Source organism: Streptomyces sp. NPDC030798, from assembly GCF_055572275.1.
Map to the genome: position 1 here is coordinate 1 of NZ_JBVIDR010000019.1, position 25,152 is coordinate 25,152.

At 72.0% G+C, this 25,152-nt stretch carries 24 protein-coding genes; 18 read left to right on the forward strand and 6 right to left on the reverse strand.

The features are described 5' to 3' along the window. Nucleotides 1–120 precede the first annotated feature (120 nt). The 9 genes from ACZ404_RS32980 to ACZ404_RS33020 all read left to right on the forward strand — a co-directional run bounded on the left by ACZ404_RS32980 (nt 121) and on the right by ACZ404_RS33020 (nt 8,335). Nucleotides 121–765, forward strand: coding sequence for an HAD family hydrolase (locus ACZ404_RS32980; protein ID WP_468446378.1), 645 nt, complete (start codon nt 121–123; stop codon nt 763–765). Nucleotides 766–857: 92 nt separating this feature from the next. Beyond that, nucleotides 858–1,604 (forward strand): VC0807 family protein, encoded by a 747-nt coding sequence (locus tag ACZ404_RS32985; RefSeq protein ID WP_468446380.1) that lies wholly within the window; start codon nt 858–860, stop codon nt 1,602–1,604. Between the two features lie 82 nt (nt 1,605–1,686). Then, the gene (locus ACZ404_RS32990; protein WP_468446382.1) at nt 1,687–2,907 is read left to right on the forward strand and encodes an MFS transporter; all 1,221 of its coding nucleotides are present in this window, start codon (nt 1,687–1,689) and stop codon (nt 2,905–2,907) included. After that, on the forward strand, nt 2,858–4,030 hold the full coding sequence (locus tag ACZ404_RS32995) for an acetoin utilization protein AcuC (RefSeq protein ID WP_468446384.1): 1,173 nt from the start codon (nt 2,858–2,860) through the stop codon (nt 4,028–4,030). The genes ACZ404_RS32990 and ACZ404_RS32995 overlap by 50 nt, the downstream gene beginning before the upstream one ends. A 526-nt stretch (nt 4,031–4,556) precedes the next feature. Beyond that, nucleotides 4,557–5,381, forward strand: a complete 825-nt coding sequence (locus ACZ404_RS33000; RefSeq protein ID WP_468446610.1) for a phosphatase — start codon at nt 4,557–4,559, stop codon at nt 5,379–5,381. A gap of 129 nt (nt 5,382–5,510) precedes the next feature. Next, entirely contained in the window at nt 5,511–5,723 is a 213-nt protein-coding gene (locus tag ACZ404_RS33005; RefSeq protein ID WP_157842153.1) for a helix-turn-helix domain-containing protein, read from the forward strand. A 134-nt stretch (nt 5,724–5,857) separates the two neighbouring features. After that, nucleotides 5,858–5,956 carry a 30S ribosomal protein bS22 gene (locus ACZ404_RS33010; protein ID WP_003948845.1) on the forward strand — a complete coding sequence of 33 codons (99 nt, stop codon included), beginning with the start codon at nt 5,858–5,860 and terminating at the stop codon, nt 5,954–5,956. A 229-nt stretch (nt 5,957–6,185) separates the two neighbouring features. Further along, entirely contained in the window at nt 6,186–7,259 is a 1,074-nt protein-coding gene (locus tag ACZ404_RS33015) for an NAD-dependent epimerase/dehydratase family protein (protein ID WP_468446386.1), read from the forward strand. 14 nt (nt 7,260–7,273) lie between these two features. Continuing rightward, nucleotides 7,274–8,335 (forward strand): lysophospholipid acyltransferase family protein, encoded by a 1,062-nt coding sequence (locus ACZ404_RS33020; protein WP_468446388.1) that lies wholly within the window; start codon nt 7,274–7,276, stop codon nt 8,333–8,335. Between the two features lie 344 nt (nt 8,336–8,679). On the opposite strand, the gene ACZ404_RS33025 is transcribed toward ACZ404_RS33020, so the two are convergent. The 3 genes from ACZ404_RS33025 to ACZ404_RS33035 all read right to left on the reverse strand — a co-directional run bounded on the left by ACZ404_RS33025 (nt 8,680) and on the right by ACZ404_RS33035 (nt 12,148). Continuing rightward, nucleotides 8,680–9,903, reverse strand: coding sequence for a DUF5667 domain-containing protein (locus ACZ404_RS33025; RefSeq protein ID WP_468446390.1), 1,224 nt, complete (start codon nt 9,901–9,903; stop codon nt 8,680–8,682). 235 nt (nt 9,904–10,138) lie between these two features. Further along, nucleotides 10,139–10,918, reverse strand: a complete 780-nt coding sequence (locus ACZ404_RS33030) for an ECF subfamily RNA polymerase sigma factor, BldN family (protein WP_468446391.1) — start codon at nt 10,916–10,918, stop codon at nt 10,139–10,141. Between the two features lie 306 nt (nt 10,919–11,224). Then, nucleotides 11,225–12,148: an HAD family hydrolase gene (locus tag ACZ404_RS33035; protein WP_468446393.1), complete on the reverse strand. Its 924-nt coding sequence runs from the start codon at nt 12,146–12,148 to the stop codon at nt 11,225–11,227. Between the two features lie 94 nt (nt 12,149–12,242). On the opposite strand from ACZ404_RS33035, the gene ACZ404_RS33040 reads away from it, so the two are divergent. From ACZ404_RS33040 to ACZ404_RS33060, 5 genes are all read left to right on the forward strand, one after another. Beyond that, nucleotides 12,243–12,524 carry a glutaredoxin family protein gene (locus ACZ404_RS33040; protein WP_468446395.1) on the forward strand — a complete coding sequence of 94 codons (282 nt, stop codon included), beginning with the start codon at nt 12,243–12,245 and terminating at the stop codon, nt 12,522–12,524. A 244-nt stretch (nt 12,525–12,768) separates the two neighbouring features. Beyond that, on the forward strand, nt 12,769–13,533 hold the full coding sequence (locus tag ACZ404_RS33045; protein WP_468446397.1) for a redox-sensing transcriptional repressor Rex: 765 nt from the start codon (nt 12,769–12,771) through the stop codon (nt 13,531–13,533). Next, nucleotides 13,530–15,212 carry a glutamyl-tRNA reductase gene (locus ACZ404_RS33050; RefSeq protein ID WP_468446399.1) on the forward strand — a complete coding sequence of 561 codons (1,683 nt, stop codon included), beginning with the start codon at nt 13,530–13,532 and terminating at the stop codon, nt 15,210–15,212. Before ACZ404_RS33045 ends, ACZ404_RS33050 begins: the two co-directional genes overlap by 4 nt. Next, a complete protein-coding gene (gene hemC / locus ACZ404_RS33055) occupies nt 15,209–16,216 on the forward strand; it encodes a hydroxymethylbilane synthase (protein ID WP_468446401.1) in 1,008 nt (335 codons plus the stop codon). Before ACZ404_RS33050 ends, hemC begins: the two co-directional genes overlap by 4 nt. Continuing rightward, nucleotides 16,213–17,925 (forward strand): bifunctional uroporphyrinogen-III C-methyltransferase/uroporphyrinogen-III synthase, encoded by a 1,713-nt coding sequence (locus ACZ404_RS33060; protein WP_468446403.1) that lies wholly within the window; start codon nt 16,213–16,215, stop codon nt 17,923–17,925. Before hemC ends, ACZ404_RS33060 begins: the two co-directional genes overlap by 4 nt. Nucleotides 17,926–18,106: 181 nt before the next feature. On the opposite strand, the gene ACZ404_RS33065 is transcribed toward ACZ404_RS33060, so the two are convergent. After that, a complete protein-coding gene (locus ACZ404_RS33065; RefSeq protein ID WP_468446405.1) occupies nt 18,107–18,496 on the reverse strand; it encodes a VOC family protein in 390 nt (129 codons plus the stop codon). A 73-nt stretch (nt 18,497–18,569) separates the two neighbouring features. On the opposite strand from ACZ404_RS33065, the gene ACZ404_RS33070 reads away from it, so the two are divergent. The 3 genes from ACZ404_RS33070 (at nt 18,570) to ACZ404_RS33080 (ending at nt 21,950) form a co-directional block, all read left to right on the forward strand. Continuing rightward, nucleotides 18,570–19,595: a helix-turn-helix transcriptional regulator gene (locus ACZ404_RS33070; RefSeq protein ID WP_468446407.1), complete on the forward strand. Its 1,026-nt coding sequence runs from the start codon at nt 18,570–18,572 to the stop codon at nt 19,593–19,595. 10 nt (nt 19,596–19,605) lie between these two features. After that, complete coding sequence (gene hemB / locus ACZ404_RS33075) at nt 19,606–20,598, forward strand: porphobilinogen synthase (protein ID WP_468446409.1); 993 nt, start codon at nt 19,606–19,608, stop codon at nt 20,596–20,598. Between the two features lie 149 nt (nt 20,599–20,747). After that, on the forward strand, nt 20,748–21,950 hold the full coding sequence (locus ACZ404_RS33080; RefSeq protein WP_468446411.1) for an aminotransferase-like domain-containing protein: 1,203 nt from the start codon (nt 20,748–20,750) through the stop codon (nt 21,948–21,950). A gap of 13 nt (nt 21,951–21,963) precedes the next feature. On the opposite strand, the gene ACZ404_RS33085 is transcribed toward ACZ404_RS33080, so the two are convergent. After that, a complete protein-coding gene (locus ACZ404_RS33085; RefSeq protein ID WP_468446413.1) occupies nt 21,964–23,334 on the reverse strand; it encodes a helix-turn-helix domain-containing protein in 1,371 nt (456 codons plus the stop codon). 177 nt (nt 23,335–23,511) lie between these two features. On the opposite strand from ACZ404_RS33085, the gene ACZ404_RS33090 reads away from it, so the two are divergent. Next, complete coding sequence (locus tag ACZ404_RS33090; protein WP_468446415.1) at nt 23,512–24,252, forward strand: DUF4232 domain-containing protein; 741 nt, start codon at nt 23,512–23,514, stop codon at nt 24,250–24,252. Between the two features lie 15 nt (nt 24,253–24,267). Here the strand turns inward: ACZ404_RS33090 and ACZ404_RS33095 are convergent, their stop codons facing one another. Next, nucleotides 24,268–25,071, reverse strand: a complete 804-nt coding sequence (locus ACZ404_RS33095; RefSeq protein WP_468446417.1) for a DUF4253 domain-containing protein — start codon at nt 25,069–25,071, stop codon at nt 24,268–24,270. Nucleotides 25,072–25,152 lie beyond the last annotated feature (81 nt).

The following is a 25,152-nucleotide window of genomic DNA, read 5'->3' on the forward strand; positions in this document are numbered from 1 at the left end:
CGATGGTACTGCAGGGGGGACCCTGTGGGAGAGTAGGACACCGCCGAACAATTATTGGGAAAACCCCCGCATCAATCGATGCGGGGGTTTTCTGCGTTACGGGTCCTTTAGGGTCGAGGCATGCGCTACGACCTGATCATCTTCGACAACGACGGCGTCCTCGTCGACAGCGAGCCCATTTCCAACCGGCTGCTGGCCGCCTATCTCACCGAGCTGGGGTACCCGACGTCGTACGAGGAGTCCATTCGGGACTACATGGGGTCGGCGATGCACCGGATCCATGAACTGGTCCTGGAGCGGAGCGGGCAGCGGTTGCCCGACGAGTTCGACGATGTCTTCCATGCGCGTGTGTTCGCCGCGTTCGAGCGGGAGTTGCAGCCGGTGGCCGGCGTCGCCGGTGTGCTGGAGAAGCTGGCCGCGGACGGCGTGCCGTACTGTGTGGCCTCCTCCGGGAGCCATGAGCGCATCCGGGTGGGGCATCGGACGACCGGGCTGGACCGGTGGTTCGAGGAGCAGCGGGTCTTCAGCTCGCAGGATGTGGGGCGGGGCAAGCCGGCGCCGGATCTGTTTCTGTACGCCGCCGAGCGGATGGGGGTCGCGCCCGAGCGGTGCCTGGTCATAGAGGACTCTCCCCTGGGCGTGCAGGCGGCCCTGGCAGCCGGCATGGACGTCTACGGGTTCACCGCGATGACCCCGGCGGACAGGCTGGCCCGGGCGCACCAACTCTTCTCGAGCATGGGTGAGTTGGCTGACCTGCTGGTATGAGCTGAGCCATCGGTCGGCCCTGACATTTGTCATGCGGACGTCCGGACGATCGTTTCTACTGCCGGACCCCTTCCCACCGCGAAGCTGAGGGCATGACGAAGAACACGGGGGCCCAGGGCCGCAGCGAGGGCCAGAAGCAGAACCCGAGCGCGCTGGACAACTTCATTCCGCTGCTCGTCGATGTGGCGGTGCCGCTCGGCTCGTACTACCTCCTCAAGGACGGCTTCGGGACGAGCACGTTCGCGGCGCTCGCCTGGAGCAGCGCGGTCCCTGCGGTGCGGACCGTGTGGAGCCTGGTGAAGGAGCGGAAGTCCAACGCCCTGGCCGGTCTGATCCTGGTCGTCAACCTCGTCTCGCTGCTGTTGACCTTCGTCTCGGGTGACCCGCGGCTGATGTTGGCCAAGGACGGCGCGGTCAGCAGCACCGTCGGGATCGGCATCCTGCTCTCCGTCAGGCTGGGCAGGCCGATGATGACCGCAGGCCTGAAGCCCTTCCTGGTCAAGGCCGACGCGGCCAAGGAAGCCGCCTGGGCACGGCTGACATCCGGGGCGGCGGCCCAGTCCGCGGCCTTCCTGCGCAAGGAACGGGCCTACTCCGTCGTCTGGGGCGTGGCGCTGCTCGCCGAGTGCATCGCGCGGGTCGTGGGCGCCTACACGGTCCCCGTGGACACCATGGTCTGGCTCGGCACGGTGTTCCTGGTCGGCGCGATCGGGGCCGGCATGTTCGTCGGCGGTGGCCTGGCCATCGAGCCGATGGAGAAGATGCTCAAGGCCGAGGCCGGGGCCGGGGCCGGGGTCGAGACCGGCGACGCCGAGGCCGCTGAACCCGTGGCCGTGTGATCCTGAACCCGCCTGAAGCTGAAGGAAATTCATCTTTGGCTGGATCTACCCACAGGTAGCCTGGGGCCCTACGCTCGCCGCCATGACAGATGTGCTGCGGCGCGGTAGGGCCTCGCTGGCGTTCAGCTTCTTCGCGCAAGGCGTCACCTTCGCCCTCCTCGTGACGCGCATTCCGGCCATCCAGGACCGGTACGGCGTCTCCGACGCGCTGCTGCCCGCCTTCCTGGCCGCCGTACCGATCCTCGCCGGGGTCGGCAGCGTGACGACCGAGCAACTGGTGCGGCGGATCCGGCCCAGCCGACTGCTGCGCTGGTCCCAGCCGGTGGTGCTGCTGGCGCTCGTCGGCGTCGGGGCGGGCGAGGCGCTGGGCGAGCTCGGCGTGGCCCTGGCCGCGTTCGGGCTGGCCGTGGGGGCGCTGGACGCCTCGATGAACATGCTCGGGGTGAGCCTGCAGCGGACGTACGGGCGCAGCATCATGCTGAGCTTCCACGCCGCCTACAGCCTGGGCGGGATCCTCGGGGCCTCGCTGGCCTGGGTCGGGGCACACTGGCATCTCACGTTGTGGGTGTCGTACCTGCCGGTGGCCGCCGTACTGCTGCCGGCGACCCTGGTCGGGAGCCGGTGGTACGTCGACGGAGGGGCCGCAGCGGCCCCGGAGGAGCGGGAGCAGGGGCAGGGGGGCGGCGGTGTCGTCTTCAAGCTGCTGCTGCCGCTGTGTCTCGTGATGACCTTCGCGTACATCGGGGACTCGACCGTCTCCAACTGGAGTGCGAAGTACCTGAAGGATGTGCTGGGCAGCTCGGAGCAGCTGGCGACGGTGCCGTACAACGTGTACATGGTCACCACTCTGCTGGGGCGGACCATCGGGGACTTCGGGGTGCGGCGGTTCGGGGCGGCCGCGGTCGTACGGCTCGGGGCGCTGGTGGCGGCCGGCGGGTTCGCGGTGGTGTCCGCGGCGCCGGACGCGTGGGTCGGGATGCTCGGGTTCACCCTGCTGGGGCTCGGACTGTGCGTGTTGGTGCCACAGACGTTCGCGGCGGCGGGGCGGCTGTTCCCCGGGTCGTCGGATGCGGCGATCGCCCGGCTCAACATCTTCAACTACGTCGGTTTCCTGGTCGGTTCGCCGTTGGTGGGAGCGCTCGGGGACGCCTGGAGCTACCGGGGGGCCATGCTCGTACCGATGGTGTTGGTGCTGGTGACGTTGGTGTACGCCAGGTCGTTCGCGGCTCAACCGGACCGATACGGTGGCGGGCATGAGCGGGCGCGCACGGCTGATGTGGGACGAAGCGGTAACGGGCTATGACTTCGGCCGGGACCATCCGATGGATCCGGTCCGGCTGGAGCTGACCCGGAAGCTGGTGGGTGCCTTCGGGCTCGACCGGGAGGTGGAGGTCGTCGCGGCGAAACCGGCCGGGGAGTCGACGCTGCGGCTGGTGCACCGGCCGGACTACATCGAGGCGGTGAAGGCCGCTTCGGCGGATCCGGGATCGGCCGACGGGTCGTACGGGCTCGGCACGATGGACGATCCCGCGTTCGCCGGGATGCACGAGGTGTCCGCGCTGATCGCGGGGCAGTCGGTGGGCGCGGCCGAGGCGGTGTGGCGCGGGGACGCCGAGCACGCCGTGAACTTCGCGGGCGGGCTGCACCATGCGATGCCCGGGGGCGCGTCGGGGTTCTGCATCTACAACGACGCCTCGCTGGCCATCGCCCGGCTGCTGGAGCTGGGGGCGGAGCGGGTGGCGTACGTGGACGTCGACGTGCATCACGGGGATGGGGTGCAGGCGGCGTTCTGGGAGGACCCCCGGGTACTGACGATCTCGCTGCACGAGCATCCCCGGACGCTGTTCCCGCAGACCGGGTGGCCGGAGGAGACCGGGGGCGGGGCGGGAGAAGGGGCCGCCGTGAACCTCGCGCTGCCGGCGGGCACCGGGGACGCGGGGTGGCTGCGGGCGTTCCACGCGGTGGTGCCGGAGTTGCTGGCGGAGTTCCGGCCGCAGGTGCTGGTGTCGCAGCACGGGGCCGATACGCACTTCGAGGATCCGCTGGCGCATCTGGCCGTGTCGCTGGACGCGCAGCGGGCGGTGCAGGTGGCGTGTCACGAGCTGGCGCACGAGTACGCGGGCGGCAAGTGGGTCGCGCTGGGGGGCGGCGGCTACGCGGTGGTGGAGGTGGTGCCCCGGTCGTGGACGCATCTGGTGGGGATCGCGGCGGGGAGGGCTGTGGCGCCGGAGACGATGATTCCCGAGGGGTGGCGGCAGGAGGTGTTCGCACGGACCCGGCAGACGGGGCCGTGGCGGATGACGGATGGGCGGTGGCCGGTGGCCTGGGCGTCGTGGGAGGAGGGGTACGACCCCGCGGACCGGGTGGATCAGGCCGTACTGGCCACCCGACGCGCTGCGTTCCCCCTGCGGGGCCTGCTGCCGTAACGACCACCGGACTGACCCGCTGGCCCTCCCCGTCTCCCACCCACGTGACTCGGACGAGAGACAGCACCCCGGCCGGGCTGCTCACATGCCCGCCGGCCGAGGGGCCGACGCCCGCGGGCCGAGGGGCGATGTCCGCCGACTGAGGGGTCGATGTCCGCCGACTGAGGGGTCGATGTCCGCCGACTGAGGGGTCGATGCCCGTCGGCCGAGGGGCGATGTCCGCCGGTCGAGGGGTCGATGTCCGCGGGTCGAGGGTCGATGTCCGCGGGCCGACGGGCGATGTCCGCGGGCCGACGGGCGATGTCCGCCGGTCGAGGGGCGATGTCCGCGGGCCGAGGGGCCGACGCCCGCCGACTGAGGGGTCGATGCCTGTCGGTCGAGGGGCCGTCGTCCGACTGCTCCCTTTCGCCGCCCGGGATTCGGTCGGTGGCAGCGTGCCGCTGAACCGGTTCCATTAGGCCAACCGTGCCCTCTTCCCCCGTTCTGGGCCCCCCGCCCCGTCCGATCCACCACCATCGCACCCGTGTTGACCCCCCAGGGCCCCCGTGGGCAGCTCCGTGCGCATCTGCTGGCGGCCAGGATGGCCGGGTGGGTGGGGACCACGCGGGAGCAGAGTCTGCGGAGTTATCGGCTGTTCGCCGCGCGGGATCCCCGGGTGCTGATCGGGCTCGATCCCGAAGGGGTCTGGGGGCAGCGGGAGTTGCTCTCGTTGATGGCGGAGAAGTGCGGGGTGTCCGCCGATCCGCTGCACACCTCGGGGCCGGACCTGATCGATCCGGAGCGGACACTGGCCGCGCTGCACGCGTTCGCGGAGCGCATCCGGAGCGTGGCCCGGCGCCGGGCGCCGGTGCTGCTCGGCACCGGGCATCCGCATCGGCTGCTCGGGTTCTACGGCGGCTTGGCGGACGCGCTGTCGGCGGTGGGGTGTGAGGTGCTCACCCCCGCGCAGGGTCGCTGTGTCGACATATTGACCCAGTTCGGTCTACGTACATACCGCCTCGACTACGCACGAGGTGTTGCCTTGGTGCGGGAACCGGTCGACGAGCGCCCCGGTTGTGAGCCGGGTGCGCACAGCCATTCACCGCTGCCGGTTCGGCTCGCCCTGGCCGCCGCCGCCGACGCCGGCGGGCCCCTGCCCGAGCTGGTGATCGGGGATCATGGCTGGGTCTGCGGTGCAGGTCAGCTGGGGTTCGAGGCGATCGGTCTGGCCGACACGGACGATCCGGCGCTGTTCGTCGGGGAGGCCGAGGGGACCGTGTCCGTCGCCGTTCCGGTTGATGATGGCGTGCGGTCTGGTCACTACCGGCCGCTTACCCGCTACGTACTCAAACGAGCATGTCTGTCACAGTAGGCCGCCGATGGGTGCACCTCTTCCCCACTCGCATCACCCGCCCCTACATTGGGGAGTGAGCACGCAACGACGAAGAGTCACCGGAAGGGGAAGCCGGTGGCCGTCGAGTGCGGAAGGTTCAGGTGTGTCATGGCTGCAGCTGGCGAGAGGCCTCTGAACGAGGTTCAGTTCCTTACCGTGGCGGAGGTCGCCTCGGTGATGCGAGTGTCGAAGATGACCGTGTACCGGCTGGTGCACAGCGGTCATCTGCCCGCGATCCGGGTGGGGCGGTCCTTCCGCGTCCCGGAGCAAGCGGTACACGAGTACCTCCGCGAGAGTTATGTGGGGGTGGACACTGCCTGACGGCGCTTCCGGATGGCTCGGGAGCACCCCTCGATTACAAGCGCAGCGCTCAGGGGGGTAGGCTAGCCCCTCGTAGGTCGTGTGGGCCCATGGCGCCCAAACAACCGAGTGATGAGAAGTGAGCGAGGGTAGTCGTGGGCTCTGTTATCAAGAAGCGGCGCAAGCGGATGGCCAAGAAGAAGCACCGCAAGCTGCTGAAGCGCACGCGCGTTCAGCGCCGCAACAAGAAGTAAGCGGCGCCGCGAGAGCGTGTCTCTGTGGCCCCCCGGCCGGCAACGGCGGGGGGCCACAGGCGTGTCCGGACCGTGCCGCGCGGCACCGGCATATTCCGACTGGGGAAATTCCGTCGCCTCGCGCCTCGCGTGGTCATCACAGCGCAACATCGACCCGCTAAGTTGGCCGCAGACGGGGAACGCGGCTGGGACCAGGTTTCGCACGAGGTCGGGAAGGAAGGCGCTGATCTTGGGGAAGGTCGTGCTCGTCACCGGAGTCGCCCGGCAGCTCGGCGGCCGGTTCGTGCGGCGGATCCAGCGGGACCCCGAGGTGGAGAGGGTCATCGCCGTGGACGCGGTGCCGCCGGCGCACCATCTGGGCGGAGCCGACTTCATCCAGGCCGACATCCGCCGGCCCGGGATCGCCCGGGTGCTCGCCGAGACGGGCGCCGACACGGTCGTCCACCTGGACGTGACCGGCACCGCGCTGGGCGGTGGCAGCCGGGCCACGGTCAAGGAGACCAACGTCATCGGCACCATGCAGCTGCTCGGCGCCTGCCAGAAGTCGCCGGCCGTGCAGCGGCTGGTGGTCAAGTCCAGTACCAACGTGTACGGGTCCGCGCCGCGCGATCCCGCCGTCTTCACGGAGACCACGCCGCCCAAGTCGCTGCCCAGCGGCGGGTTCGCGAAGGACACGGTGGAGGTCGAGGGCTATGTGCGCGGCTTCGCGCGGCGGCGGCCGGACGTGGCCGTGTGCGTGCTGCGGTTCGCGAACATCCTCGGGCCGACGGCCGACACCCCGCTCGCCTCGTACTTCGCGCTGCCGGTCCTGCCGACCGTGTTCGGCTACGACCCGCGGCTGCAGTTCGTGCACGAGGACGACGTCATCGAGGTGCTGCGGATCGCCTCGCACGAACCGCGCCGGGGCACGCTCAACAGCGGCACGTTCAACGTCGCCGGGGACGGGGTGCTGCTGCTCTCGCAGTGCTCCCGGCGGCTCGGGCGGCCCATCGTGCCGCTGCTGCTGCCCGCGGTCACCTGGGCCGGCTCCCTGGTGCGTACGCTGGGCATGACGGACTTCTCGCCGGAGCAGATCCGGCTGCTCACCCACGGGCGGGTGGTGGCCACCGACCAGATGCGCGAGACGCTGGGGTTCACGCCCAAGTACACGACGGCGGAGACGTTCGCGGACTTCGCGCGCAGCCAGGGCCCCGGGCTGCTGCCGCCGGAGGCCCTCGCGGGGGCCGTGGACCGGCTGGCCGCGCTGGCCGCGCGGGACAGCGGGCACCTCCCGACGCAGAGCGCCAACCAGAGCGCCAACTGAGGAGCGCAGCAACGATGGCGGACGCCAAGGTCATTCCGTTCGACGACGACCGGTCCCGCGGGGGTGCCGCCCAGCGGCCGTCGCGGCGCCGCAGCGGGACGAGCAGGCGGGGGGCGGCGGGGGAGAGCGGGCCGGTGGGGCCGGTCCGTGAGGTCCAGCCCCTGCCCACCAGGGCGATGGTGCAGGATGATGATCCCGTGACCCGGGAGGAGCAGCCGCCGGCCAGGCCGCGGGACGGTGGGCTGGAGCGGCGTGTCGCGGGCGGCCTGGCCTTTCTGCGCCGCCGGCTGACCGGGGACTACGAGGTCGACGACTTCGGCTACGACGAGGAGCTGACCGACCAGGTCCTGATGTCGCTGCTGCGTCCGGTGTACGAGAAGTACTTCCGGGTCGAGGTGAAGGGCATCGAGAACATTCCGGCGGACGGCGGTGCGCTGATCGTCGCGAACCACTCCGGGACGCTGCCGCTGGACGGGCTGATGCTGCAGGTGGCGGTGCACGACAACCATCCGGCCGACCGGCATCTGCGGCTGCTCGCGGCCGACCTGGTCTTCGTGCTGCCGGTGGTCAACGAGCTGGCCCGCAAGCTGGGGCACACGCTCGCGTGCGCGGAGGACGCCGAGCGGCTGCTGGCGCAGGGTGAGCTGGTCGGGGTGATGCCGGAGGGCTTCAAGGGCATCGGGAAACCTTTCAGCGAGCGGTACAAGCTCCAGCGGTTCGGCCGGGGTGGCTTCGTCTCGACCGCTCTGCGGCAGGGGGTGCCGATCATCCCGTGCTCGATCGTCGGTGCCGAGGAGATCTACCCGATGATCGGCAACGCCAAGACGCTCGCGCGGCTGCTGGGCTTCCCGTACTTCCCGCTGACGCCGACCTTCCCGTGGCTCGGCCCGCTGGGCGCGGTCCCGCTGCCCACCAAGTGGACGATCCAGTTCGGCGAGCCGATCCCCACCGACGGCTACCCGCCGGAGGCCGCCGAGGACCCGATGCTGATGTTCAACCTGACCGACCAGGTCCGCGAACAGATCCAGCACACGCTGTACAAGCTCCTGGTGCAGCGGCGGTCGGTGTTCTTCTGACGAGTGATGCCCGGCGGGCTCGTCGGGCGCTGCCGGTCGGAGGCCGGCCCAGCTGTCCGCGGCCCGCGAAGCGGTGCAAGGGCAGCAGACAGGAGAGGCCAAGCTCCTGGTGCAGCGGTGGTCGGTGTTCTTCTGACGAGTGATGCCCCGGCGGGCTCGTCGGGCGCTGCCGGTCGGAGGCCGGCGCAGCTGTCCGCGGCCCGCGAAGCGGTGCAAGGGCAGCAGACAGGAGAGGCCAAGCTCCTGGCGGTCGGTGTTCTTCTGACGAGGGGTCCAGGGCTTCTCAGGGTTTCACACGGCAGTGGGGGCGTCCCCGCTCGGAGAGGGGCGCCCCCACTGGGGTGTCAGTTGGTGTCCTGGCTGTCGATGCCCAGGCCGGGGAGGAGACCCGGGAGGAGGGGCGGGACGGTGACGTCCGGGGGGCCCGTCGGGGGCTTGGTGGTGGACGTCGAGGTGCCGTCGGAGCCGGTCTTCGGGGGGTCCAGGAGGCCGCCGGTGTTGCCACCGAGCAGGCTGTCGCCGCTGTCGCGGGTGGCGGAGCCGCTGGGGCTGCCGGGGCTCGCGTGCTTGCCGGCGGAGGGCGAGTTGCCCGCGCTGGGCCCGGCCGACCGGTGACTGCCGGAGGCGCCGGTGGACGCCGAGCCGCTGCCCTGCGGGGTGCCGTCGCCGGACTGGGCGGGCGAGGGCGGGAGCAGGGACTGCAGCGGGGCGACCTCTTCGTCTATGGCGTCGAAGACCGACGACACCTGCTGCTTCACATCGTGCAGCTGCACCGGCAGCTTGTCGCTCAGCGTGGCCCACACCTCCCGGTGGGACCGGGAGAAGGTGGACAGCGCCTGGATGGGGCCCAGCGACCCGGGGTCGGCCTCATAGGCGGCGTGCAGCAGCCGGTGCCCCTCGGTGACGTCCCGCTGCATCCCGGACAGGGTGCGGCGGATCTCGCCGATGGACTCGTGGTCCAGGTGGCCGCCGCGGCCGCGCTCCATCAGCCGGCGGGCCTCGTTCAACCGGGTCGAGGCCTGGTCGAGGTAGGTCTGGCCGCGCTCGTCGTCCCCGTCGCTCAGGTAGTTGAGCTTGAAGTCCTCGATGCCGCGCTTGAGGCCGTACAGCGAGTCACCGGGCAGGGCGTTGGAACTCGCGGCGGCGACCCCGCCGAAGGCTCCGGCGGCCACGCCGACGCTCAGCCCGCCGGCCGCGAGCCCCTTGGTCAGCCGCGAGCGCGGCCGGAGTTTGCCCAGCGGACTCGCCCGGTGTGCGCCGCGGGAACGGGAGCGCTGCTCGGGTAGGGACGCATCCGCCGCTCCGCCCTCCTGGAGCATGGCCTCCATCGCGGCCACCAGCTGGGCGCGCTGGACGACCTTGACCTCGGGGTCGAGCTGCGGCCTGGGCAGCGCGCCGAGGCCCGCGGCGAGGGCCAACAGCGCGCCCTGCTCGGGGTGTTCCTCGGTGGTCGGCGGCGATCCCGCCGGTGCTGCGGACTGCTCGGCCGCCGTGTCCCGGTCGGACTGCTCCTCCAGGGCCTGGGCGAAGGCGTTCGCCCGCCGGTGCGCCGATACGTTCGCGATCACTGGCGGCACCTCCTCTCGTCATGACGGTCGACTCCCCAGGGGGTCCTGAGGGTTGCACGCCACGGCCACTTCCACACGATCGAGTGATCGGGGTTGGCCGGACGTGACCACAGGGAGCCTGTATCCCGCACAACGAGCGGCTCGGCACTTCGGTTACGGACGACGGATGAGCGGATCAGAAAGTCAACGCGCCTTAACGCACGGTGAGTTGTCCATCACCCCGCGTGGCCGTCGGTCAGCGGGCGTCGTCCGGCAGGAGCCGGGCGAGGGTGCGCACGGCGCGGTACTGGAGGGTCTTGATGGCACCCTCGTTCTTGCCCATCACGCGGGCGGTCTCGGCGACCGAGAGGCCCTGGAGGAAGCGGAGCGTCACGCACTCCTGCTGCTGGGGGTTGAGCCGACGCACGGCGTCGAGCAGGGCGGCGTTGGAGAGGGACTCCAGGACGGAGTCCTCCGGGGAGCGCTCGACCTCGTTGGCGTCGAGCATCTCGCCGGTGGTGACTTCCAGCCGGAAGCGACTGGACTTGAAGTGGTCGGCGACGAGGTTGCGGGCGATCGTCACCAGCCAGGCGCCGAAGTCGCGGCCCTGCCAGGTGAAGGTGCCGATCCTGCGCAGGGCGCGCAGAAAGGTCTCACTGGTGAGGTCCTCGGCGGTCGCCTTGCCGCCGACGCGGTAGTAGATGTAGCGGTACACGGTGTCGCTGTACTGGTCGTAGAGACGGCCGAAGGCCTCGGCCTCGCCGGCCTGGGCGCGCTCCACGAGGTCCATCATCCGGGCGCTGTCGCTGTCGGCGGCCGGGCGGCGGGCGGTGGCGGCGCCGGCCACGCGGCCGCGTCTGCCGACGGCGGCGCTGCCCTCGGCCAGTGCGTAGCACGGGCCGGCGGGCGCGGCGGTGGCGAAGGCGGGGACGGCGTACGCGGTGGGGACGAAGCCGCGCAGCGTCTCTTTGACCGCTGCCACTGCTGTGCGCAGCGTAGCCAGGCCCGAGGCGTCAACCCCGACGTGTGGGTACACGGGACTCCCAGAGGCAGAGCTTCCATCACGTGCAGTGCGGAACCGTTCACCCGTCGTGGCGACGGAGAGGTACCGGTTTGCGTCTGAGGAGAATAACGCTTCGTGCAGGCACTGCTACACCGAGTTGCTCAAATCACCGAGTGCGTCGCTTCTGTTGCGGATTGACACCGCATCAAGTTACGCAGAATGACCGTTTGTTGATCGGAAGAGGGCACGTTTCGGTGAAGTACAAGGCGTGTTGAAATGGCCGCGGCATAATCGGGCGCGCGAAGCCGCGCCCCGGGGCAGAGTGCGGAACGACGGAAGTTACCGGCGGCGCCGGCTCAGCGCGATCGCCGCCGCCGTGCCGCCGGCGACCGCCCCGACCCCGGCCGCCGCCGGAATCCCCACCTTCGCCGCCTTGCGCCCCGTCCGGTAGTCCCGCAGGCGCCAGTCCTTGGCGCGGGCGTGCTTGCGCAGCTTGGCGTCCGGGTTGATGGCGTACGGGTGCCCGACCAGGGACAGCATCGGGATGTCGTTGTGACTGTCGCTGTAGGCCGCGCAGCGGGAGAGGTCCAGCCCCTCCGCAGCGGCCAGGGCGCGCACCGCCTCCGCCTTGGCGGGGCCGTGCAGCGGCTCGCCCACCAGCTTGCCCGTGTAGACGCCGCCGACCGACTCCGCCACCGTGCCGAGCGCGCCCGTCAGGCCGAGGCGCCGGGCGATGACCTGGGCGATCTCCACCGGGGCGGCGGTGACCAGCCACACCTTCTGCCCGGCGTCCAGGTGCGCCTGGGCGAGGGCGCGGGTGCCGGGCCAGATGCGGTCGGCCATGTACTCGTCGTAGATCTCCTCGCCGATCGTCTGCAGCTCGGCGACGCGGTGGCCCTGGACGATGGACAGGGCCGAGTCCCGGGCCTCCTGCATGTGCTCGGGGTCCTCGACGCCGGCCAGCCGGAACCACGCCTGCTGCCAGGCGAACCGGGCGAGGTCGCGCGTCTCGAAGAACTTCCGCTTGTACAGGCCCCGCCCGAAGTGGAACAGTGCGGCGCCCTGCATCACGGTGTTGTCGAGGTCGAAGAAGGCGGCGGCCTTGTCGTCGCCGAGGACCGGGAACTCCGGTTCCTCGACGGCGGGCGCCTCCTGCGCTTCCTGGGAGGATTTGCGGGCAGCCTCCGCCGAGGCCTCGCCTGCCAACACGCTCCGCGCCGTGGCGGAGCGCCTACGGGGAGTGAGCCATCCGAGAGCGGCCATGGCGTGAGCATAGCCAGTTTGTTCGGTGGTTCCGGTGCGGCGAGGTTCTAAGGGTGTGAACTCTCCGCGACCGCGTCGTCGAGAAGGCGCGAGAATGGCTGACATGAGTCCCCTCTTCCGGCGCCGGCCCGCCCCCCAGGAGCGGCTGGTCACCCTCATCGGCAAGCCCGGCTGTCATCTGTGCGACGACGCGCAGGCCGTGATCGAGAAGGTGTGCGGCGAACTCGGCGTCCCGTGGGAGCGCAAGGAGATCACCGAGGACCGCGCGCTGCACGACCAGTACTGGGAGCAGATCCCCGTCGTCCTCGTCGACGGCCGTCAGCACACGTTCTGGCGGGTGGACGAGGGCCGTCTGCGCAAGGAACTGACCGAGTAGTACAAGACCGCGCCGGGCGTCGCTTAGGATCGAGCCGGTTGGTCTCGGGGGCGGGATTCGCAAGGAGTGTGCTGCTTTGCCCCCACACTGGGCCCCGGGAGAGAGACGCGTGACCCCGGTCACGTTGGCCGGGCAAATCGGACACCATCTTTGTGCACGCGTTCACAAAGACATAGCCTGCTGTCGACGGGGCGGTCTGGGGACGTATGACCGCCTGCAGCCCCGCTCAACCCGCAGGAGCACCGTGGCAACTGGCCGAACACACCGACCGGCGACCCGTAGCCGAGGGATTCCCGAGGCCACCGTCGCCCGTCTTCCGCTGTACCTCCGAGCCCTGACCGCACTGTCGGAGCGCTCGGTCCCCACGGTCTCCTCCGAGGAGCTGGCCGCCGCAGCGGGGGTCAACTCCGCCAAGCTGCGCAAGGACTTCTCCTACCTGGGCTCCTACGGAACGCGCGGTGTCGGCTACGACGTGGAGTATCTCGTCTACCAGATCTCCAGGGAACTCGGCCTGACCCAGGACTGGCCGGTTGTGATCGTCGGTATCGGTAACCTCGGCGCCGCCCTCGCCAACTACGGCGGGTTCGCCTCCCGTGGTTTCCGCGTGGCCGCGCTGATCGACGCCGACCCGGCGATGGCCGGCAAGCCCGTCGCCGGCATCCCGGTGCAGCACACCGACGAGCTCGAGAAGATCATCAAGGACAACGGCGTGTCGATCGGCGTGATCGCCACCCCCGCCGGCGCCGCCCAGCAGGTCTGCGACCGGCTCGTGGCCGCCGGGGTCACCTCCATCCTGAACTTCGCCCCGACCGTGCTGTCCGTCCCGGACGGCGTCGACGTGCGCAAGGTCGACCTCTCCATCGAGCTGCAGATCCTCGCCTTCCACGAGCAGCGCAAGGCCGGTGAGGAGACCGCCGCCGGCGACGGAGCGCTGCCCGCGGCCGCCACCCGCGAGGACTCCGCCGACCAGGGACCCGACGGGGACGTACCCGCCGTGATGCCGGCATGAGTCTCCTCGTCGTCGGGCTGAGCCACCGCAGCGCCCCGGTCAGCGTGCTGGAGCGGGCCGCCCTGGCCGCGGACGCCCAGGCCAAGCTGCTGCAGGACACGGTCGCCGCCGAGCCGGCCACCGAGGCCGCCGTCCTCGCCACCTGCAACCGCATCGAGCTGTACGCCGACGTGGACAAGTTCCACGCCGGTGTCGCCGAGCTGTCCACGCTGCTCGCCCAGCACAGCGGGGTCGGCCTGGAGGAACTCACTCCCTATCTCTACGTGCACTACGAGGACCGGGCCGTCCACCACCTGTTCTCGGTGGCCTGCGGGCTGGACTCGATGGTCGTCGGCGAGGGGCAGATCCTCGGCCAGATCAAGGACTCCCTGGCCCGCGCCCAGGAGCTGCACACCGCCGGCCGGCTGCTGAACGACCTGTTCCAGCAGGCCCTGCGGGTCGGCAAGCGCGCCCACTCCGAGACCGGTATCGACCGCGCCGGACAGTCCCTGGTCACCTTCGGCCTGGAGCAGCTGGCCGCGGGCGGCGCCATACGGGACTGGGCGGCCGGGCGGAAGGCGCTGGTCATCGGCGCGGGATCGATGTCCTCGCTGGCCGCCGCGACGCTCGCGCGCGTCGGGGTCGCCGAGGTCGTCGTCGCCAACCGCACCTTCGAGCGCGCCGAGCGCCTGGCGCAGATCATCACGGAGGCCGACGGGACGACCGTGGCGGCCCGCGCGGTACCGATGGACGCGGTGCCGGGCGAGCTGACACGTGCCGACGTCGTCGTCTCCTGCACCGGCGCCACGGGCCTGGTACTGACGGCGGACGCGGTCGCGCGGGCGGTCGAGGGCCGCACCGGGCAGCCCGTCGCCGAACTCGCCCCCGAGGCCGAGCAGCCCAAGCCGCAGCAGCCGCAGGCCGCCGGCGCCGACGAGAACTGCCCGCTCGACCTCGCCGCCGTACAGCCCGGCTTCTCCGTCATGGGCGAGGGCGCCGTCGCCGGAATGGACGCGGCCACCCTCGAGCAGCACGCGGCCTGGGTCGCGGGCGGCACCGTGGACCGCCGGGAGCGCCGTACCCCCGAGGCCGACGCCGAGCTGATCGCCGCGCTCGCCGCGACCGCCGCCACCGTCGGCCGCATCCCCGAGCGCCGCAAGCCCGAACCGGTCGCCGGGATCCCGCGCCCGGCGCCGGCCCTGTTCCTCCTCGACCTCGCCATGCCCCGCGACATCGACGCGGCCGTGCACCGGCTGGCCGGGGTGCGCCTGGTGGACATCGAGTCCCTCGCCGACGCCTCCGCCGACGCCCCGATGGCGACCGACGTCGACCAGGTCCGGCGTATCGTTTCCGACGAGGTCGCCGCGTTCGGCGCGGCCCAGCGGGCGGCGCACATCACTCCGACCGTGGTCGCGCTGCGCACCATGGCCGCCGACGTCGTCGCCAGTGAGATCGCGCGGCTCGACGGCCGCCTGCCCGACCTGGACGAACGCCAGCGCGGCGAGATCCGCCAGGCCGTGCACCGGGTCGTCGACAAGCTCCTGCACGCGCCGACCGTACGGGTCAAGCAGCTCGCGGCCGAGCCCGGCGGCGCCGGGTACGCGGACGCGCTGCGCACCCTGTTCGACCTCGACCCCGAGACGGTCGCCGCCGTCTCCCGGGCCGGGGACAGCACAGACAAGAAGGACCGACCGGCATGACAGAGAACGCTTTGAGACTGGGGACCAGGCGCAGCAAGCTCGCCATGGCCCAGTCCGGGCAGGTGGCCCGGGCGGTGACCCGGGTGACCGGGCGCCCGGTCGAGCTGGTCGAGATCACCACGCACGGTGACGTCTCCCGCGAGCACCTGACGCAGATCGGCGGCACCGGCGTCTTCGTCACGGCGCTGCGCGACGCGCTGCTGAGCGGCGAGGTCGACTTCGCGGTTCATTCGCTCAAGGACCTGCCGACCACGCAGCCCGAGGAACTCGTCCTGGCCGCCGTACCGGAGCGCGAGGACCCCCGGGACGTGATCGTCGCGCGCGACGCGCTGAAGTTCACGGACCTCCCGCGCGGCGCCCGCATCGGCACCGGTTCGCCGCGGCGCATGGCGCAGCTCAACGCGTACGCCCGCGCGCACGGCCTGGACATAGAGACCGTCCCGATACGGGGCAACGTCGACACGCGCATCGGCTTCGTGCACCAGGGCGAGCTGGACGCGGTGGTGCTGGCCGCGGCCGGCCTGAACCGCATGGGCCGCTCCGACGAGGTGACCGACTTCCTGTCGGTCGACACGGTTTTGCCCGCCCCCGGCCAGGGGGCCCTGGCGATCGAGTGCAGGGCGGGGCACACCGCCCAAGACGCTGCCCTCGTCGCCGCGCTCGGTGAACTCGACGACCCGTTCACGCGGGCCGCCGTGACCGCCGAGCGGTCACTGCTCGCCGCCCTGGAGGCCGGCTGCAGCGCCCCGGTGGGCGCGCTGGCCGACCTTCCCCCCCTCTCGGCTCCGCTCGAGCGGGGGGACCACCAGGCCGACGGGCAGACTGTCAAGGAAATGCGCCTGCGGGGCGTCGTCGGCACGACCGACGGCACCCGCATGGTGCAGCTGTCCACCACCGGTCCCGTGCCCCAGACGCACGACCAGGCGTGGGCACTCGGTCGCGAACTCGCCACCGAGATGCTCGCCCAGGGCGCGGCCGGTCTGATGGGGGAGCGAGCACATTGAGCCCCACCACTCTTCCCGCCGCCGGTCCGGAACACGGGCACGTCACCTTCCTCGGTGCCGGACCCGGGGATCCGGGACTGCTGACTCTGCGCGCCGTGGAGGCGCTGTCGAGCGCGGACGTCCTGGTCGCCGAGCACGAGGTGCTCGACGTGATCCGGACGCACGCCCGACAGGGCGTCTCCGTCGTGCCGACGGACGGCGACTCCTCCTCGGTGTCGCCGCCGGGCACGGGCACGCCCCAGCTGACGGTCGTTGACGGCACGTCAACCACCGCCGCTCCCCCGGCCGCTGCCCGGGATGCCGCTCATCTTGTCATGGAGGCCGCGCGGGGCGGCAGGCGGGTCGTGCGTGCGGTGTCCGGGGACCCGGGACTTGATACGTACGCGGCCGAGGAAATGCTCGCCTGCGCCGCCGCCGGGGTGCCCTTCGAGGTCGTGCCCGGTGTCGCCGCCGCGGTCGGCGTGCCCGCGTACGCCGGTGTGCCGCTGCGCGACCCGCACGGCGCGGACGTCCGCTTCGTCGACGCCCGCACCGCCTCCGACCGCTGCTGGACCGAGGTGGGCGCGTCCGACGGCACGGTGGTGGTCTCCACGACGCTGGAGGCGGTGGCCGCCGCGGCCGGTGAGCTGGTCTCCGCGGGCCGCAAGCCCGACACCCCCCTGTCGGTCACCATCGCCGGTACGACGACCCGCCAGCGCACCTGGACGGCGACGCTCGGCACGATCGCGCAGACCCTGAAGCAGGCCAAGGTGCTGCCGTCCCCGGACGGCGGCCGGCCGGTGATAGCCGTGGTCGGCGAGCACTCCGCCGCCGCCCGGCGCGACCAGCTGTCGTGGTTCGAGTCCAAGCCGCTGTTCGGCTGGAAGGTGCTCGTCCCGCGCACGAAGGAGCAGGCGGCCTCGCTCTCCGACCAGTTGCGCTCCTACGGCGCCGTGCCGCACGAGGTGCCCACGATCGCGGTGGAGCCCCCGCGCACCCCGCAGCAGATGGAGCGTGCCGTCAAGGGCCTGGTCACCGGCCGCTACGAGTGGATCGCGTTCACGTCGGTCAACGCGGTGAAGGCGGTCCGCGAGAAGTTCGAGGAGTACGGCCTGGACGCCCGCGCCTTCGCGGGCATCAAGGTGGCCGCGGTGGGCGAACAGACGGCGAAGGCCCTGATCGCCTTCGGGGTGAAGCCGGACCTGGTGCCGAGCGGAGAGCAGTCGGCCGCGGGCCTCCTGGAGGACTGGCCCCCCTATGACCCGGTCTTCGACCCGATCGACCGCGTCTTCCTGCCCCGCGCGGACATCGCCACCGAGACCCTGGTGGCCGGTTTGATCGAGCTGGGCTGGGAGGTCGACGACGTCACCGCCTACCGGACCGTCCGCGCCTCGCCGCCGCCGGCGGAGACGCGTGAGGCCATCAAGGGCGGCGGCTTCGACGCGGTCCTCTTCACGTCCTCGTCGACGGTCCGCAACCTGGTCGGCATCGCAGGCAAGCCGCACAACGTCACGGTGATCGCCTGTATTGGTCCGGCCACCGCCAAGACGGCCGAGGAACATGGTCTGCGGGTCGACGTCATGGCCCCGGAACCGTCGGTCCACAAGCTGGCCGAGGCCCTGGCCGACTTCGGCATGAAGCGCCGCGCCGCCGCCCTGGAGGCGGGCGACCCGGTGACGAGGCCGAGCGAGCGGCGGCCGGGGGCGCGTCGGCGCCGGTCCACGACGTGATGTCCCGGATCTGACATCCCGGGCACGGCAGAGGGCGGCGGTCACCGGACCGCCGCCCTCTGCCGTGCCCCGAACCGACGGTCGTGGCCCGGCGGCGCACCTCCGGAGTGGGAGGCCGGTCCGCATCCGCGGGCCGGGCGGGACGTGCCGTGGGGGTGCGTCCCGCCCGGTTGTGCCCGGCTCAGGCCAGGGTGGTGATGCAGAACGGGTGGCCGGCGGGGTCGAGGAGGACGCGCCAGCGGTCGGGGTCCGGCTGGTGGTCGGGCTTGCGCGCGCCCAGGGACAGCAGGCGGGTCTCGGCGGCATCCAGGTCGTCCACGCCCATCTCCAGGTGGGCCTGCTTCTCCTGGGCGGGGTCCGGCCAGGTGGGGCGGCGGTAGTCCGTCAGCCGGTTGAACCCCAGGCCCGCCGCGCCGTCCTGGCCGAGCAGGACGAAGTCGTCGGTGGAGAAGGCGACGGCCAGGCCGAGGGCCTCGCCGTAGAAGCGGGCCAGTTCGGCGGGGTCCGGGCAGTCGAAGGTGACGGCCACATAGCGGAAAACCGGTGCGGAGTTGCTGTTCTCAGCGCTCATGGTGACGACCGTATGACGGGACCAGGACAGTTCCGGTCCTGGTCTCCGCAGGCCTGTGGAAGACTTCCGAGCCGTGATCAGTGCCTCCGCCCGCCTGCTTCGACTGGTCTCCGTCCTGGCCGCCCGGCCGTCGTGGACCTGCGCCGAGCTGGCCGAGCGGACGGGGGTCACCGAGCGCACGGTGCGGCGGGACGTCGCCAAGCTCCGCGAGATCGGCTACGTCGTCGAGTCCGATCCGGGGCCGTGGGGCGGCTATCGGCTGCGCGCCGGCTCCCGGGTGCCGCCGCTGATCCTGGACGACGAGGAGGCGCTCGCCGTGGCCGTCGGGCTGCGCGAGGCGGCGCTCAGCGGTGCGCTGGGCGGTGATCAGGCGGCGCTCTCGGCCCTGCTGAAGCTGCGTCAGGTGCTGCCCCGGCGGATCGCGGAGCGGCTGGCGGAGATGGACGCGGCCTTCGTGCACACGCCCAGGACCAGCGAGCCGCAGATCCCGCCGGGGATGCTGCTGGAACTGGCCGCCGCCTGTCGCAGGGGCGAGCGGGCCCGGCTGTCGTACCGGGACGGCAAAGGCAGGGCCACCCTCCGGGAGGTCGACCCCTACCGCCTCGTCCACACCGGACGCCGGTGGTACTTCGTCGCCCGGGACGTGACACGCGACCGATGGCGTACGTTCCGCGCCGACCGGGTCGTACGGCTCCAGCCCGCCGGGCGTCCGGTGGAACTGACCGACCCACCCGACCCGGCCCAGCTCGTCTCCCGCTCCACCGCGAACGGCCCCTACCCCCTGACCGCGACGATCCGGCTGCCGCTGCCCATGGACCGGGCGCTGCGGCTGATCCCGGCGACGGTCGGCACCCACCGCCCCGACGGCCCCGGGGCCACCCTCGTGGACGTCGGCGGCCCCGACGCGGACGGACTCGCCGGTTACCTCCTCGGCCTGGCCACGCCCCTGCGGGTCCTGGGCCCGCAGGCCGTCCGGCAGGCCCTGGTCCGTCGGACCCGGGAACTGCTGGAGGACAACGCGGACGGCAGCGACGGTGGTGAGGAGGGCGGTCCGGCAGCCGACTCGGCGTCGGCAAAGGCACGGGAGTGGCGGGCGTAGCGTAGAGGGCATGACGAAGTACGGATCCTTCCCCGGTACGCGTCCTCGGCGGCTGCGGACCACGCCCGTCATGCGGCGCATGGTGGCCGAGACGCGGCTGCACCCCGCCGACTTCATCCTCCCCGCCTTCGTCCGCGAGGGCGTCAGCGAGCCGGTGCCGATCGCGGCCATGCCCGGTGTCGTGCAGCACACCCGGGACAGCCTGAAGAAGGCCGCGGCGGAGGCCGTGGAGGCCGGGATCTCCGGGATCATGCTGTTCGGGGTGCCGGAGGAGTCGAAGAAGGACGCGCTGGGCACGCCCGGCACCGACCCCGACGGCATCCTCCAGGTCGCCCTCCGCGACGTCCGCGCCGAGGTCGGCGACGAGCTGCTGGTGATGTCCGACCTGTGCCTCGACGAGACGACCGACCACGGCCACTGCGGCGTACTGGACGCCGAGGGGCGGGTGGACAACGACGCGACCCTCGAGCGGTACGCCGAGATGGCCCAGGTGCAGGCCGACGCCGGCGCCCATGTCGTCGGGCCGAGCGGGATGATGGACGGGCAGATCGGGGTCGTCCGGGACGCGCTCGACCAGATCGGCCGGGAGGACGTCGCGATCCTCGCCTACACCGCCAAGTACTCCTCCGCCTTCTACGGCCCCTTCCGCGAGGCCGTCGCCTCCTCCCTCCAGGGCGACCGCAAGACCTACCAGCAGGACCCCGCCAACTGGCGCGAGTCGCTGCGGGAGCTGGAGCTGGACCTGGCCGAGGGCGCCGACATGGTGATGGTCAAGCCCGCCGGGCCCTACCTCGACATCCTCGCCCGGGTCGCCGACGCGGTGGACGTGCCGGTCGCCGCCTACCAGATCTCCGGCGAGTACGCGATGGTCGAGGCCGCCGCCGAGAAGGGCTGGCTCGACCGCGACCGCGCCATCCTCGAAACCCTGACCGGCATCAAGCGCGCCGGAGCGCGCACCATCCTCACCTACTGGGCCACCGAAGCGGCACGCATGCTGCGCTGACGCACTCGCACTCCCAGGCCCCTCGCGGCAGTCCGGTCACTTCGGGGCACTCCTCATGGCGTCCGGATCGCGGAATTACGGGTGTAGGGGGCATGTAAGTCCCTAGGCTCCGCGCAAGAGCGTTTCCGGAGTCGAAGGAGAACCGCGTCATGACCGTCGCCGAGCCCGCGCCGCCCCGTGCCCCGCTTCCGCCGCTCGCGGACCGTGCCCGCAGGGTGGGGGGTTCGCCGGTGCGGGACATTCTCGCGGTCACCGCGCGCCCCGAGGTGATCAACTTCGCGGGCGGGCTTCCCGCTCCCGAGCTGTTCGACCGGGACGGCATAGCCGCCGCGTTCCGGGACGTGCTGGCCGAGACGCCGGCGCAGGCGCTGCAGTACTCCACCACGGAGGGCGAACCGGTCCTGCGCTCGGGTCTCGCGGCCCGCATCACCGGGCGCGGTCTGGCCACGTCCGCCGACGACCTCCTCGTCACCACCGGCTCCCAGCAGGCGCTGTCCCTGCTGGCGACCGCCCTGCTCGAACCCGGTGACACCGTGCTGGTCGAAAACCCCTGCTATCTGGCCGCACTTCAGGTGTTCGGACTCGCGGGGGCGAGGGTGGTGGCCGTGCCCGGTGACGCCGACGGGCTGGACCCCGACGCCCTCGAGGACCTTGTCGTCCGCGAGCGCCCCAAGCTGCTCTACGTCGTCCCCACCTTCCAGAACCCCACCGGCCGCACGATGCCCGCGCCACGCCGCGAGGCCGTCGCCGCCGTGGCCGCACGCCGGGGCCTGTGGATCGTCGAGGACGACCCCTACGGCGATCTCCGCTACGACGGCGACCGCGTCCCCTGGATCGCCTCCCTCCCCGGCGCCGAGGACCGGGCCGTCCTGCTCGGCTCCTTCTCCAAGGTGATGGCCCCCGGCCTGCGCCTCGGCTGGCTCCGCGCCCCGGCGGACCTGCGCCGGGCCTGCGCCCTCGCCAAGCAGGCCGTCGACCTGCACACCCCGACGCTCAACCAGCTCGCCGCGGCCCGCTACTTGAGCGGCTTGGACACGCACGTGGCCCGCGTGCGGGCGGTGTACGGCGCACGCCGCGACGCCATGCTGGCCGGCCTGCCCGGCGCCCTTCCCGAGGGCTCGACCTGGAGCCGCCCCGAGGGCGGCATGTTCCTCTGGGCCCGGCTCCCCCAGTCGTACGACACCACCGCCCTGCTCCCCCGGGTGGTGAAGGAGGAGGTGGCCTACGTCCCCGGCGCGCCCTTCTACGCCGCCGACCCCGACCGCGCCACCCTCCGGCTCTGCTTCGTCACCCAGACACCGGAGGAGATCGCGGAGGGGCTGCGCAGGCTGGGCCGGGGACTCGCCGGCTGAACGAGCCCCCTGACTACGCCCCGCCCTCCCGCTTGATCCACTCGCTGCCGCCCAGCGGGTAGTCGTAACCGGGCCGGTCGACATCGGCGCTCGTACGGAACGGAACGCCGTTGTCGTCGATGTGCACCGTGCCGTGCCGGCTCCCGCTGGACCACTCCAGCGTGAGGTCCCAGCGGACGTCGTGCGCCTTGCTGTGCGCGGTGACGTAGAAGACCTCCGGGTCCGACTCGCTCACCTTGTACGGGAAGTCCCGCTGGCCGTTCTTCACGGTGACTGCGGGGCTGCCGTCGTCCAGGTCGACGTCGAACGACTTGCTGTCGACTCCGCCTCCGCAGCCCACGCCCATGGAGTAGTCGTTCCAGGCCAGCGGCGCGCCCTTGGAGATGATCCGCGCGTGCAGCGCCTCCAGGACGACCGTGTCCGCACCCGTGCCCTGCACGGTCAGCGCGACCCGCTGCTCCCCGGAGGACACGGCGCCGTACGCGGCGGCCCAGCGCGGGGCGTCCTGCTCGCTCGCGGGCGGGCCGACCTGTGCGGGCTCGCTGTCGACGAGGAAGTGCTGGCTGCACGGACTGTCGTAGACGTAGGGGCGGGTGCCCACGGTGACGGGTACGGCGCCGGTGCCGCGGTCCCGGGCACCGGGCCCGCCCGTGTGCGAGCCGGGGGCGGAGGCCGAGACAGGGGCGGACGGCTCGCGGCTGTGGTTCCCCCCGCTCGGGGAGGGGGTGGTGGATCGTGAGGCGGAGGCGGAGGGCGCCTTGGCGCCGTCCGCTCCTTGCGCTGCCGCGGTGGCCCCGGCGGCCTGCTGGCCGCCGGCGTCCCTGCGGCCTCCACCGGAGGGCGGGTTCACGACGAGCACGACGGCACCGAGTACGGCGGCGACCGTGGCCGCGGCCGCCGAGACGATCAACGCGGTACGGCGCCGGCGCCGGGGCGGTACGACACCCGGGAGCGGACTGACGTCCGGGAGCCCGGACGCGGAAAGTCGCGCGTCCTTGTCCTCCTGCCCGGCGGAGTCCGGGTCGGGCGTGACCGCGCCGCCGACGCCCGCGTCCACGCCCGTGTCCGCCTCCCCGGACGTGGGCGCAGCCGGCCGCTGCTCCGTCCCACGCCCCCGTGCCGCATCCGCCAGGATCCAGTACCGGTGCAGCTCCACCAGCTCCTGCGGTGTCGCCCGGCAGACCCGGGCGAGGCGTTCCACGGGTGCGTAGTCGGTCGGCACGGCAGCGCCGTTGCAGTACCGGTGCAGGGTCGACGTGCTCATGTGGAGCCGCTTGGCCAGTGTCCCGTAGCTCAGTCCCGAGCGGTCCTTCAGCTCCCGCAGCAGCCGCGCGAACGCCTCCGCCTCCTCGGGTCCTGTCGTCTCCGGCACCCGTTCCTCCATCCCCCGGTGTCCCGTTCGCGCGTTCCAGGCGCGCTGTATTCCCCCTGGTCACAGGCTGTTTCAGTGTTCCAGTGTCCCCAACTGGCCGCCATCGCTACCGGCTGGGACGGATCACCCCACAGGCTTCGAGTCATCCAAGCACCAACCCGACCCGAACACCGAAGGGGCTCGACCACCATGGCCGGCATCCGGAACTCCCGCACCCGTATCCTCACCGCCGCGACGACCGTCGCCCTGGCCGCGCTCTCCCTGACCGCGTGCAACGACGGAACGGGCACGGTCGACGAGGGCGCGTCCACCGCGGCGACCTCGTCCACGTCCGCCAAGCCCGACTCCTCGCCCGCGGCGTCACCGTCGACGTCCACGACCGCCGCAGCGTCCGGCTCCTCCACCTCGTCCGGCTCGTCCGGCACCTCCTCTTCGGGCTCTTCGGGAGCCAGGCCGACGCCGGCCGTTTCGCGGCACACGGGGAGCGGCTCCGGGTCGAGCAAGCCGGTCACCTGCGAGGGCTCCACCACCAGGACCGTCGCGGCGCCGCTCAACCGCCCCGTGAACCACATGCTGTTGACCGTCACGAACACCGGCAGCAAGACCTGCTACCTGTACGGCTACCCTGCCGTCCGCTTCGGTGAGGCCCAGGCCGTGCCGCCGGTCATCGAGGACTCCAAGCCGCAGGCCGTCGTCACGCTCAAGCCGGGGGAGTCCGGGTACGCCTCCGTCAACCTGTCCGCCGCCGACGGCAGCGCCGACCACGGCCACACCGAGAAGTCCCTGACCGTCTCCTTCCAGGGCCGCTCCGGCAACGAGAGCGTCGGCAGGGGCGCCCACCCCTCGCTGCCCGCGAAGGGTGTCTACATCGACGACTCGCTCAAGGTCACGTACTGGCAGCAGTCGATGGACGACGCCATCAGCTGGTGACAACGGCCGGACCGGTCAGTCCCAGCAGAAGGTCCACGTGGGGTCGGCGATCAGGTCCTTGGCGTAGCTGTGCAGGTCGCCCGGGGTGGACTGGGTGATGTTGTCCGGGCAGAACGCGAAGTGCTCGGCCGCCACCGCCTCGGCCTCCGGGAGGGTGGTCGGCGGGGCGGCGACCGACAGCACCAGGGTGTCGAAGCCCAGGCCGACCACGCGTATGCCGAAGCGGTCCTCCCAGGAGCGGAGCACGGCACAGAGCCGGGCCACGTCGTCGTCGTAGCCGACGGACCCCGCCCAGCCGATCGCGGCCGGGATGTCGGCGGACCGGCGGGCCGGAACCAGGGCCAGATGCGGCTCCTTGAACCAGGAAACCGTGCCGTCCGACAGCGAGTCGGCGACCTGGGAGGCGCGCAGGTCCGGCTCGGCGGCGAGAGTGGGGGAGGGCGCGAGACCGGGCCAGTCGTCTCCGAACGGCTCGATCGTCTCGGCCGGGCTCTCACCGGCCTCGTCCTCCCAGTACTCGGCGAGGACGTCCTCGGCGTCGTGATCCCCCGGGTACGACACCTCGTCGGGCATCAACTCCCAGCTCTCCAGGGTGCCCTGAGGCCCACCGAGGTCCACCAGCAGCGGAAGCAGTCCCGCACGGCCGGCCGGGGCGCCGAGCGCCCGCCAGGTCCCGGGCGCGGCCTGCTTCTCCGCGTGCCACAGCACGGGGCCGCAGCCGGTCACCTCGACCAGCCGGCCGGGCGGAAGCTGAAGCCCGACGGAACGCCCACTGGGGTCAGTGGCCAGCCTGGGCAGCGGGTTGGGAAGAGTAGCCATGCCGGTGACTGTAAGGGCAGCCACTGACAACGGCGTTGGCCGGGCGCCGGGAAGGGCGACGGCCCGCCCCCGGTGAAGGGG

Coding starts and splice junctions, on each gene's coding strand:
- ACZ404_RS32980 (WP_468446378.1), top strand. CDS start 121: ATGCGCTACGACCTGATCATCTTCGACAACGACGGCGTCCTCGTCGAC.
- ACZ404_RS32995 (WP_468446384.1), top strand. CDS start 2,858: ATGAGCGGGCGCGCACGGCTGATGTGGGACGAAGCGGTAACGGGCTAT.
- ACZ404_RS32985 (WP_468446380.1), top strand. CDS start 858: ATGACGAAGAACACGGGGGCCCAGGGCCGCAGCGAGGGCCAGAAGCAG.
- hemC (WP_468446401.1), top strand. CDS start 15,209: ATGACAGAGAACGCTTTGAGACTGGGGACCAGGCGCAGCAAGCTCGCC.
- hemB (WP_468446409.1), top strand. CDS start 19,606: ATGACGAAGTACGGATCCTTCCCCGGTACGCGTCCTCGGCGGCTGCGG.
- ACZ404_RS33090 (WP_468446415.1), top strand. CDS start 23,512: ATGGCCGGCATCCGGAACTCCCGCACCCGTATCCTCACCGCCGCGACG.
- ACZ404_RS33095 (WP_468446417.1), bottom strand. CDS start 25,071: ATGGCTACTCTTCCCAACCCGCTGCCCAGGCTGGCCACTGACCCCAGT.
- ACZ404_RS33040 (WP_468446395.1), top strand. CDS start 12,243: ATGGCTGACATGAGTCCCCTCTTCCGGCGCCGGCCCGCCCCCCAGGAG.
- ACZ404_RS33035 (WP_468446393.1), bottom strand. CDS start 12,148: ATGGCCGCTCTCGGATGGCTCACTCCCCGTAGGCGCTCCGCCACGGCG.
- ACZ404_RS32990 (WP_468446382.1), top strand. CDS start 1,687: ATGACAGATGTGCTGCGGCGCGGTAGGGCCTCGCTGGCGTTCAGCTTC.
- ACZ404_RS33050 (WP_468446399.1), top strand. CDS start 13,530: ATGAGTCTCCTCGTCGTCGGGCTGAGCCACCGCAGCGCCCCGGTCAGC.
- ACZ404_RS33020 (WP_468446388.1), top strand. CDS start 7,274: ATGGCGGACGCCAAGGTCATTCCGTTCGACGACGACCGGTCCCGCGGG.
- ACZ404_RS33080 (WP_468446411.1), top strand. CDS start 20,748: ATGACCGTCGCCGAGCCCGCGCCGCCCCGTGCCCCGCTTCCGCCGCTC.
- ACZ404_RS33005 (WP_157842153.1), top strand. CDS start 5,511: ATGGCTGCAGCTGGCGAGAGGCCTCTGAACGAGGTTCAGTTCCTTACC.
- ACZ404_RS33065 (WP_468446405.1), bottom strand. CDS start 18,496: ATGAGCGCTGAGAACAGCAACTCCGCACCGGTTTTCCGCTATGTGGCC.
- ACZ404_RS33085 (WP_468446413.1), bottom strand. CDS start 23,334: ATGGAGGAACGGGTGCCGGAGACGACAGGACCCGAGGAGGCGGAGGCG.